A 1977-nucleotide genomic window follows, 5' to 3' on the forward strand; every position below is an offset into this window, starting at 1 on the left:
CCATGCAGGACCCGAACCCAGCGGTCGCCGGTCGCGGCATGCAGCGCCTGGCTCAGGCCGGTATCGCCACCGCAAGCGGCGTGCTGGAAGGCGAGGCGCGCAAACTCAATCAAGGCTTCCTCAAACGCATGGAGCACGGCTTGCCGTTCGTGCGGGTCAAATTGGCCATGAGTCTCGACGGCCGCACAGCGATGGCGAGCGGCGAGAGCCAGTGGATCACCGGTCCGCAGGCGCGCTCTGCGGTTCAACGCCTGCGTGCTCAGGCCAGTGTCGTGCTGACTGGCGCCGACACGGTGCTGGCGGATAATGCCCGCTTGACCGTGCGCGCCGATGAACTGGGTCTGGATGCCGAGCAAACGGCGTTGGCCATGAGCCGGCCGCCATTGCGCGTGCTGATCGACGGCCGTCTGCGGGTGCCGCTGGATGCACCGTTCTTCAAGGCCGGCCCGGCGCTTGTCGCCACGTGCATGGCGATCGAGGAGCAATATGCCAATGGCCCGGAGTGCTTGATCGTGGCGGGCGAGGATGGTTTGGTCGACCTGCGTAAACTGCTGGCCGAACTCGCCGCCCGCGGGGTCAATGAAGTGCTGGTCGAAGCGGGTCCGCGTCTGGCCGGGGCTTTCGCTCAACAAGGGCTAGTGGACGAGTTCCAGATTTTCATCGCCGGCAAGTTCCTTGGTTCCTCGGCACGACCACTGCTGGATTGGCCACTGGCGCATATGAAAGATGCGCCTGAACTTAAAATCATCGAAATTCGCGCGGTTGGCGATGACTGGCGGGTCACTGCCATTCCTGTGCCAGCAGCGAGCGTATAATTCCCAGCCATCGCCACAGCGCTGGCCCGTTCTCGAGGAGGACTCCATGTTTACCGGCATCATCGAATCCATCGGCAGTATTCGTGCATTGACCCCAAAAGGCGGAGATGTGCGGGTTCACGTAGAAACCGGCAAGCTCGATCTGAGCGACGTCAAGCTCGGTGACAGCATTGCGGTCAACGGCGTGTGCCTGACCGCAGTTGAACTGCCAGGCAACGGTTTTGCCGCCGACGTCAGTCGCGAAACCCTCGACTGCACGGCCATGAACGACCTGAAAAGCGGCAGCCCGGTCAATTTGGAAAAAGCCCTGACCCCGACCACCCGCCTTGGCGGGCATCTGGTCAGCGGTCACGTCGACGGCGTCGGCGAAGTGGTTGCCCGCACAGAGAACGCCCGTGCCGTCGAGTTCCGCATCCGTGCCCCGAAGGAACTCGCCAAGTACATCGCCCACAAAGGTTCGATCACTGTCGATGGCACCAGCCTGACCGTCAACGCGGTCGATGGCGCCGAGTTCATGTTGACGATCATTCCGCACACCCTGAGCGAAACCATCATGGCGTCTTACCAGCCAGGTCGCCGGGTGAACCTGGAAGTCGATCTGCTGGCACGATACCTGGAGCGGCTCTTGCTGGGTGACAAGGCTGCAGAGTCCGACTCGTCGCAAAGGCCGGCTGGCAGCAACATTACTGAAAGCTTTCTGGCCGCCAACGGCTACCTCAAATCCTGACCCAAGGGGGTGCCTTGTGGCGCTCAATAGCATCGAAGAACTGGTTGAAGACATCCGCCAAGGCAAGATGGTCATCCTTATGGATGACGAAGACCGCGAGAACGAAGGCGACCTGATCATGGCCGCCGAGTGCTGCCAGCCAGAGCACATCAACTTCATGGCCAAGCACGCCCGTGGCCTGATCTGCATGCCGATGAGCCGCGAACGCTGCGAACTGTTGAAGCTGCCCTTGATGGCGCCACGCAACGGTTCCGGTTTCGGCACCAAGTTCACTGTGTCCATCGAAGCTGCCACCGGCGTGACCACCGGCATCTCGGCCGCTGACCGTGCCCGGACCGTGCAGGCGGCTGCGGCAAAAGACGCCAAGGCTGAAGACATCGTCAGCCCCGGCCACATCTTCCCGCTGATGGCCCAGGCCGGCGGTACCCTGGCCCG

Annotated in this window: 3 protein-coding genes; all 3 read left to right on the plus strand. The window is 62.5% G+C overall.

The annotated features are described in order from the left end of the window. A partial coding sequence (gene ribD, locus L9059_RS30500; protein WP_247296816.1) for a bifunctional diaminohydroxyphosphoribosylaminopyrimidine deaminase/5-amino-6-(5-phosphoribosylamino)uracil reductase RibD occupies positions 1–815 on the plus strand: 815 nt, incomplete at its 5' end. 46 nt (positions 816–861) lie between these two features. Beyond that, on the plus strand, positions 862–1542 hold the full coding sequence (locus tag L9059_RS30505) for a riboflavin synthase (RefSeq protein WP_247296821.1): 681 nt from the start codon (positions 862–864) through the stop codon (positions 1540–1542). 16 nt (positions 1543–1558) lie between these two features. Continuing rightward, the coding region (locus L9059_RS30510) for a 3,4-dihydroxy-2-butanone-4-phosphate synthase (protein ID WP_247296824.1) at positions 1559–1977 on the plus strand (419 nt) is incomplete at its 3' end.

The organism is Pseudomonas violetae, from assembly GCF_023072615.1.
In the GTDB taxonomy this organism is placed as follows: Bacteria; Pseudomonadota; Gammaproteobacteria; order Pseudomonadales; family Pseudomonadaceae; genus Aquipseudomonas; species Aquipseudomonas violetae.

Excerpts from the sequence above, each read along its gene's own strand:
- L9059_RS30505 (WP_247296821.1), top strand. The coding sequence starts at position 862 with ATGTTTACCGGCATCATCGAATCCATCGGCAGTATTCGTGCATTGACC.